This is a genomic window from Azospirillum sp. TSO22-1 (assembly GCF_003116015.1).
Classification (GTDB): Bacteria; Pseudomonadota; Alphaproteobacteria; order Azospirillales; family Azospirillaceae; genus Azospirillum.
Genome location: NZ_LGQZ01000083.1, coordinates 41,641 through 49,535, shown reverse-complemented (window position 1 = coordinate 49,535; position 7,895 = coordinate 41,641). Strand labels below are relative to the sequence as shown.

The 7,895-nt window shown below is 72.0% G+C and carries 6 protein-coding genes; 5 read left to right on the top strand and 1 reads right to left on the bottom strand.

Going from position 1 to position 7,895, the window contains the following annotated elements; genetic code table 11:
* From TSO221_RS22085 to TSO221_RS22065, 5 genes are all read left to right on the top strand, one after another.
* Positions 1-416, top strand: a 416-nt coding sequence (locus tag TSO221_RS22085) for an OmpA family protein (protein WP_146208872.1), incomplete at its 5' end; no start/stop codon positions are given.
* Between the two features lie 17 nt (positions 417-433).
* The gene (locus TSO221_RS22080) at positions 434-757 is read left to right on the top strand and encodes a hypothetical protein (protein WP_109120682.1); all 324 of its coding nucleotides are present in this window, start codon (positions 434-436) and stop codon (positions 755-757) included.
* A gap of 291 nt (positions 758-1,048) precedes the next feature.
* Positions 1,049-2,206, top strand: a complete 1,158-nt coding sequence (locus TSO221_RS22075) for a DUF4384 domain-containing protein (protein WP_109120681.1) — start codon at positions 1,049-1,051, stop codon at positions 2,204-2,206.
* 119 nt (positions 2,207-2,325) lie between these two features.
* Entirely contained in the window at positions 2,326-4,143 is a 1,818-nt protein-coding gene (locus TSO221_RS22070; protein WP_158284170.1) for an adenylate/guanylate cyclase domain-containing protein, read from the top strand.
* Positions 4,144-4,341: 198 nt separating this feature from the next.
* Positions 4,342-7,164, top strand: a complete 2,823-nt coding sequence (locus TSO221_RS22065) for an SUMF1/EgtB/PvdO family nonheme iron enzyme (protein ID WP_109120679.1) — start codon at positions 4,342-4,344, stop codon at positions 7,162-7,164.
* Between the two features lie 39 nt (positions 7,165-7,203).
* On the opposite strand, the gene TSO221_RS22060 is transcribed toward TSO221_RS22065, so the two are convergent.
* Positions 7,204-7,884: a hypothetical protein gene (locus TSO221_RS22060; protein WP_109120678.1), complete on the bottom strand. Its 681-nt coding sequence runs from the start codon at positions 7,882-7,884 to the stop codon at positions 7,204-7,206.
* Positions 7,885-7,895 lie beyond the last annotated feature (11 nt).

Genomic DNA, 7,895 nt, shown 5'->3' with positions numbered 1-7,895 from the left:
GCCCGGCGCCGCAGCCCGCCCCGCAGGTCGCCGCCACCCCCGCCGCCGCCCCGGCCGCGGCCATGCCCAACCCCGCGGAGCAGCCCCAGGCCTTCGGCTTCCGCATCAACTTCGCCTTCAACTCGGCCGAGATCCCGACGGAGTCCCGCTCCTACATCGACGCCGTCGGTGGCCTGATGAAGGAGGATCCGTCGCTGAAGCTGGTGGTCGAGGGCCACACCGACGCGGTCGGTACCCTCGCCTACAACCAGACGCTTTCGCAGCGCCGGGCGATCTCGGTGGGCGAGTACCTGGTGCGCGTGCACGGCGTCGATCCGCAGCGCATCGCCGTGGACGGCAAGGGCCCGTCCGAGCCGATCGCCGCCGACCCCTACGACGGCCGCAACCGGCGCGTCGAATTCAAGCCGGCGCGCTGAGCGGGGAGGGGAGCGCCATGAGACGCTGGATCCTCGCCGTCGCCGCGCTGGGCCTGCTGGCGGCCGGCGAGGCTGGCGCCACGGTGGACAAACGCAAGGACGGCAAAGCCACCGGACCGACCAGCGGCGGCCAGGCGGTCGCTCCGTCGGACAAGAAGGTGCGGGTGCAGTGCTGGCAGGACGGCCGCAAGATCATCGACGAGACCGAACTGGCGGTCACCTCGCTGAGCATTGCCAACCAGGTGAACGGGATGCGGCTGCGTCGGCTCGGCGGCTCGGACGGGCCGGTCACACTGCTCACGCAGTCGCGCACCACTTGCCTGCTGGCGCCGCATGAGTGAGAACGGGGGATATGGTGATGTGAGGGTCCGGTTCGACGGCCGGGCCCTTGCGTCGTTCATTCCCGTCCTTGTCCGTCATCCCCGCGAAAGCGGGGATCCAGTGCATGGGGCGAAGCTTCAACGCGGCGACGTTCCCTGGATTCCCGCTTTCGCGGGAATGACGGATAAAGAAAAACGGGGCGTGCCGTTCAAGGGAACTGTCGTCCGTCTCACAGCACCCACTTTATTCGCAGCTTAAACTCGAGGGCACCGACGGCCGCCGGCCGTCCCCAACGCCAAGAGGTGCCGATCATGCCTGTTCATCACCGCCGACCGGCCGTCCGGTCCGCCCACGCGCCGCCGCTGGACGCCGTCCTGATCCGCCTGCTTTCCGCCACTGCCATCGCCGCCGTGGCGCTGGGTTGCGCCACCGCCGCCCGCGCCGAGGCGGTGGTGGTCGCCTCCACCGCCCCCGCCTACAAGCTCGGGCAAGTGGTGTCCGACGGCAGCGCCGTGCAGGTGCCGGACGGCGCCAGCGCCGTTTTCCTGTTCTCCAGCGGCCGCACCGTCCGTGTGCGTGGCCCCTACGAGGGCGACCTCGACAAGGCGCCGGAGCGCGACGCGCGCGCCGGATCCAGCGTCAAGGCGAACGACCGCTTCGTGCAGAGCGACCTCGGCGCCGCCCGCACGCTGGGCAACCCGCTGGACAAGGCGGTGGAGCGCGCCTTCACCATCGACCCCGCGGTGTCCGGCACCTACTGCGTCAAGGCCGGCAGCCCGCCGGCGCTGCGCCGGCCCACGCAGGCGAATCCCGAACCCATCGTGCTGCAGGACGTCGGCCGCGGCGTCAGCGCCAACGTGACCTGGGCCGGCGCCGCCGTTCCCTGGCCGCGCGAGCTGGCGCTGTCCGACGGCACCGAGATCCGCGTCAGCGGCGCCGGCGGCGCTCCGCGCACGCTGCGCTTCCGGCAAGTCGACGCCGCGGCGGGCGGCAGCGCCGCGCTGGCGGTGCGCATGGCGGCGGCTGGCTGCACCAGTCAGGCCGGCCTCGTGCTGTCGTCGCTGCGCGACGCCACGGTGCCGCTCGACCTCTACCTGTCTGCGGAACGGACCAGCGTCCGGACCGGGGAGGACGTCCGGCTGCTGCTGCAGACCAACCGTGACGCGCACGTCTATTGCTGGCTGCGCAACGCCCGCGCCCAACTGATCCCGGTCTTCCCGGCCGGGTCGGCCAGCGCCGCGGTGGAGGGCAGCGCGCCCCGCACCCTGCCGCTGCGGGCCGCCGACTCCCCCGGTGACGCCGAGGTGCGGTGCGTCGCCTCCAGCCGCGATCTGGACGCCGAGCTGCCGGGCCGCAGCGAGGCGTTCCGGCCATTGGACGACGCCACGGTGGCGGCGCTCGACCGCACGCTGTCGCGGCTGCGCGACGCCGACCTGGCGTCCTCGCAGGTCGTCGTCCGGATCCGCTGAGGGGGAGGCGAGCGCCACGCATGGACGGCGGACCAGCAGCCCACCCACGGCCGGCCGCGCCACCCGTTCCGGACGAGGCTCCGGACCCGCGGGGGCGCGGCCGGGCCGGGGCATGGCTGGTGGCGGCCATCATCCTCGGCACGGCGGCGTTGTCGTTGGCGATGACGCGGCTGGTGCCGCCGCTGCGCTCGGCCGACGAGACCTTCGGCGACCTGCTGATCGCCCACGCCAGCCCGCCCGAGGCGCAGCACCCCGGCGTTGCCCTGGTGGTGCTGGGCGAGGACAGCTTCGCCACGCTGGCCTGCCGCTCGCCGGTCGACCGCGGCTTCCTGGCGGGGCTGGTCGAACATCTCGCCGCCGCCCGGGTGCGCGCCATCGGCATCGACATCCTGTTCGACCAACCGACCTTTCCCGAGTTGGACGAGCGTCTGCACACCGCAATGCGCGATTCCCCGGTGCCGGTGGTGGCGATCACCGCGCTGAACCACACGCCGCTGACCGACCAGCAGCGCGCCTTCCTGGACTCCTTTACCGGTGAACTGCGCCGTGGCCATGCCAACCTCGCCAAGGACCCGCTGGACGCCACCGTGCGCTGGCACGTCCCCTACGGCTCCGACGGCACGCCCAGCCTGCCGGCGCAGCTGGCGCTGCTCGGCGGCGGCGCGGTGCCGGACGAGCCGTTCCGCATCGACTGGCACGGCCGCCCCAACCCATCCACGCCCCCCTTCCCGGTCTATTCGGTGGAAGCCGTTCCGGTGCTGCCCAGGGACTGGCTGGCCGGGAAGGTGGTGCTGATCGGCACCGCGCTGGCCGGCATCGACCAGCACCGCACGCCGCTGTCGCTGGCCAGCTCCTCCACCCCCGGCGTCGAGATCGAGGCGCACATCCTCGCCCAGATGCTCGACGGCCGGGTCAGCCCGCGCCTGCCGCTCGGCGGCGAGGTCGCGCTGGTGGCGGCGATGAGCGCGGCCGGCGTCGGGCTCGCCATGGCCGGGTGGCCGCTGTGGCTGCTGGCCGGGGCGAGCGTGCTGATCCTCGCCGGCGCCTGGGCCGGCGGCACGGCGCTGTACGCCGCGGGCGGGCCGCTGGTGCCGCTGATGGCGCCGTCGGTGGCGTGGCTGGTCGGCATCGCGGCGATGACGGCGCATCTCTCCCTGCGCGAGCGCGCCGACCGCCGGGTGCTGATGCAGCTGTTCGCCAACCACGTCTCGCAGCCGGTGGCCGAAGAGATCTGGCGCGAGCGCGCCACCTTCATGGCCGGCAACCGCCCGCGCCCGCAGCAGTTGACGGCGACGGTTCTGTTCTCCGACATCGAGGGCTTCACCACCATCTGCGAGGCGCTGGAGCCGGAGCCGCTGATCCGCTGGTTGGAGGGCTACCTGGACGCCATGGTGCGCATCGTCACCGCGCACGACGGCGTCGTGCTGCGCTTCGTCGGCGACGCGGTGCTGGCGGTGTTCGGCGCCCCGGTCGCCCGCACCACCCAGGCGCAGATCGACGCCGACGCCGAACGCGCCGTGCAGTGCGCCCTCCAGATGGGCCGCGAGCTGGTGACGCTGAACCGCCAGTGGCAGGCGGAGGGGCTGCCGGCGGTGGGCATCCGCATCGGCCTGCACACCGGCCCGGTGGTCGCCGGCAGCCTGGGCGGGCTGCGCCACACCGAATATTCCCTGCTCGGTGACACCGCGAACACCGCGGCGCGGCTGGAGGCGCACGGCAAGACGGTGGACGCCCGGTCCTCCCGCCATTGCAAGATCATCATCGGCGACCCGACGTACCAAGCGGTGCGCGACGGCGTGGCGGTGCTGCCCGTCGGCGAGGTGGCGCTGAAGGGCAAGACGAAGACCGTGCGCATCTGGCTGGTCGTCGATGATGCGGAGCCGGGTTATTCTTCGCCAGAACGTTGTGAGAATCCGCCTGAAAAGAAAAAGAGCTAATCCCTCGGAAGGTGCGTGGCCGCTGTTATAGGGGTTAGACTGAAGGAACGGCTTGGCACGTCCCGCGCATCTCGATACGTTTCTTGCGTCCAGCCACCGCTCCACAGCTCTTTTCGATTCATCGGTTGCTTTTTCCGTAAAGCCGATCGATCGGCGCTGGAAACGGCCCGGCGGGTCTCCTCGCGCACGGAGGCGGATATGATCGGACGATGCGGACGGTGCCTCCTTGTCCTGGCGGTGCTGCTCGTGGCAGCCGGCGCGGCCATGGCGGCGGGCGGCAAGGGCGCTCCATCCACGGGCCCGGAGAAGCGCATCGCGCTGGTCATCGGCGTCAGCAAGTACCAGTCGGCGCCCGAGTTGGTGAACCCCCGCAACGACGCCCAGTCCATCGGCGAGGCGCTGCGCAAGCTCGAATTTACGGTCGATGAGGCCTACGACCTCGATGCCCGCGGTTTCGCCACGACGCTGCGGCAGTTCGGCATTCGCGCCTCGCAGGCCGACGTGGCGGTGCTGTACTACGCCGGGCACGGCATCCAGGTGGCCGGCGTCAACTACCTGCTGCCCTCCGACGCCCAGCTGGAGCGCGAACGTGACCTCGTCTACGAGGCGATCCCGCTGAACCTGCCGCTGGGCGAGCTGGGGCAGGCGCGCAAGCTCGGCATCCTCATTCTCGACGCCTGCCGCAACAACCCGTTCGTCGACCGGCTGACCCGCACCGGCTCCACCCGCATCCAGGCGCAGCCGGGCTTCGGTCGGGTGGACGACACGCCCAGCGACACCCTGGTCGCCATGGCGACCCGCGCCGACCAGCTTGCCGAGGACGGCTCCGGCGACCACAGCCCGTACACCGCAGCACTGCTCAAGCACCTGCAGACGCCGGGGCTGGAGCTGAGCCTGTTCTTCCGCAACGTGCGCGACACGGTGAAGGAGGCCACCGACGGCCGGCAGGATCCGTTCATCTACGGCTCGCTGGGCGCCACGCCGTTCTACTTCAACCCGCGCCCGCCGAACCGCCCGCCGGTGATCGCCGAGCTGAAGCCGCTCACCGTGCTCGACAAGGCGCCGGCCGAGCCGTTGCGCATTCCCCGACCGACCGACCCCGACGACGACCAGCTGTTCGCCCGCGTCACCGGCCTGCCCAAGGGCGGCACGGTCGGCATCGGCGAGCGCAGCGTGCTGATCGGCGACTATCTGACGGTGGACCAGTTGGCCGCCACCAGCTTCAAGCCGGACGCCAGCTTCCGCGGCGAGGCCGGCGCCTTCGAGTTCACGGTGATGGACGGCCACGGCGCCAACGTCCGTGGCTCCGTGCCGATCACCATCAAGCCGAGCAACCAGCCCCCGGCCCTGGTCGCCGAGCGCACGCTGAAGGCCACGCCCAACCCGATGCGGATCGAGGCGCCGGTCGACCCCGACGGCGACCCGCTGACCATCACCGTCACCGCGGTTCCCGAGCGCGGCAAGGTGAAGAACGGAGCCGCCACGGTGAAGGTCGGTGACAAGCTGAGCATCGAAGCGCTGACCGGCCTGGTCTTCGACCCCGAGCGCACGCCGCCCGGCACGGCCGGCGCCTTCGGCTACACCGCCGACGACGGCAAGGGCGGCACCGCCACCGCCAAGGTCGCGGTCGAGGTGGTCGAGCCGGGCAGCGTCCCGGTCGCCGACATGGACGAGACGGTCTGGAAGCGCATCCAGACCAGCACCGACCACGCCGACTACGACTCCTTCCTGCGTCTGTTCGGCAACAGCGGCTACGCCGCGCTGGCCCGCCAGCAACTGGAGAAGCTCGGCCCGCGCAAGCAGCAGGGCGAGACCGCGCCCGGCGCGAAGGCGCCGGAGATGGCCCAGAAACCTGACACGGCGGTTTCCGGCTCGTCCGGCGCGGCCGAGCCGCCCAGGGAGCCGCCACCGTCCGCCCGCACCGAGGTCGCGGCGCTGGGCGCGCCGAAGCTCGACCCCATGGAGCCCGGCCGCTACACCATGGCCGGCGACGCGGTGCTGCGCGCCACGCCGTCGAACAGCGCCGCCCGCGTCGGCCGCGCCGGGCGCGGGTCCGCCGTCCAGGTGCAGGGCAGGGTGCCCGGCGGCGCCTGGGTCCAGGTGACGCTGGAGGACGGCACGCAGGGCTTTGTCGCCGCCTCCCTTTTGAAGCACGAGCCGCCGCCCGCGCCGAAGGCCGCGGCTTTTGCTCCGCCGCCCGCCCCGCCACCCACCCCGACACCGGACCCGCCGCCACAGCAGGTAGCGGCCGCCGCGCCGCCTCCGCCGGCCAGCACACCGAACGGGGCGGCGCGCACGCACGGGCCGGGCAACAGCTTCTTCGACTGCCCCGGCTGCCCGGTGATGGTGCGGGTGCCGGCGGGCGGCTTCATGATGGGCAGCGACCGGGGCGACAGTTCGGAGCGTCCGGTGCACCGCGTCACCATCGCCAAGCCCTTCGCGCTGGGCGCCTACGAGGTGACGGTCGGCGAGTGGCGCGCCTGCGTGCAGGGCGGCGGCTGCCCCGACATGCCGCGGATGACCAACGCCACCGAAAGCACGCCGGTCTACAACATCCACTGGGACGACGCGCAGGCCTACGTGAAGTGGCTCAGCCAGAAGACCGGCCAGCGCTACCGCCTGCCCAACGAGGCGGAGTGGGAGTACGCGGCGCGCGCCGGCACCACCGGCCCGTTCTGGTGGAGCGGCGAGGTCGCGACCAACGCCAATTGCCAGAATTGCGGCGGCGCCTACGAGCACCTGACCCCGGCTGCGGTCGGCAGCTTCAAGCCGAACCCCTTCGGCCTGCACGACATGAACGGCGGCGTGGCGGAGTGGGTGGCCGATTGCTGGAACAAGGATTACGCCGGCGCGCCCAACGACGGCAGCGCGTGGCTCCAGGGCAGCTGCCGCAAGCGCGTGCTGCGCGGTGGTTCCTGGCGCAACAGCGTGGCGGAGATCACCGACACCGCGCGGAACTTCTACGACGTGGACGTGCGGTACATAAACCATGGGTTCCGGGTGGCCCGGGACTTGAATTGACGCCCCCTCGCCCACGGCGGGGGGGCGTTTTCACGCGCCTCACTTCTGCACCATCCGCACCTTCTGCACCGCGGTGTTGCCCACGCCCACCGCCATGTTGGTGGCGCTGTTGACGTTGTTGAAGGTCACGCCGCCGTTCTGCATGGCATAGGGCAGGTGCGGCAGCGGCCCCAGGTTGCTCATCAGCGGGTCGGGTTTCGGCCCGGTCGGCACCTTCGGCTGCTGCACGGCCGTGGGCGCGGGCGGCGGGGTGGGGACCGACGGAGTGCCGGTCTGGGCCTGCGCCATGCCCTGCTCGCTGACGTTGCCGTCGCCGACGGTGAAGTTCAGCGCGCTGTTGACGTTGTTCACGATGAACGGCGCGTCGATGAAGGTGAAGTTCGGTACGATCTGCGGCGGCGGCGGCTGACGGCTCGGGGCCAATGCCTGCCCCTTGTCGAAGCCGGCCAGGAGGCCCGCGTCGCCGCGGATCTTGGTGATCGACTGCTGGTGCATCGAGGAGCGGCTGACCGCCGGGTTGGTGACCATGGCGCCCGGAGGAGCGCCGCGCTTCTGCGGGTTGGCGAAGACCGGCAGGCGGGCCGGCTGGGCGAAGGCCTGCGCCAGGTTGGCGGCCGACGGGCCGCCGGGGGCGAAGCCGATGCCGCCCATGTCCTGCGCGGCGGCCGAACCGGCGGTGAGCAGCAGGGCGGCGGCGGGCAGAAGGAACGGGCGGATCATCGTGGTCTCCC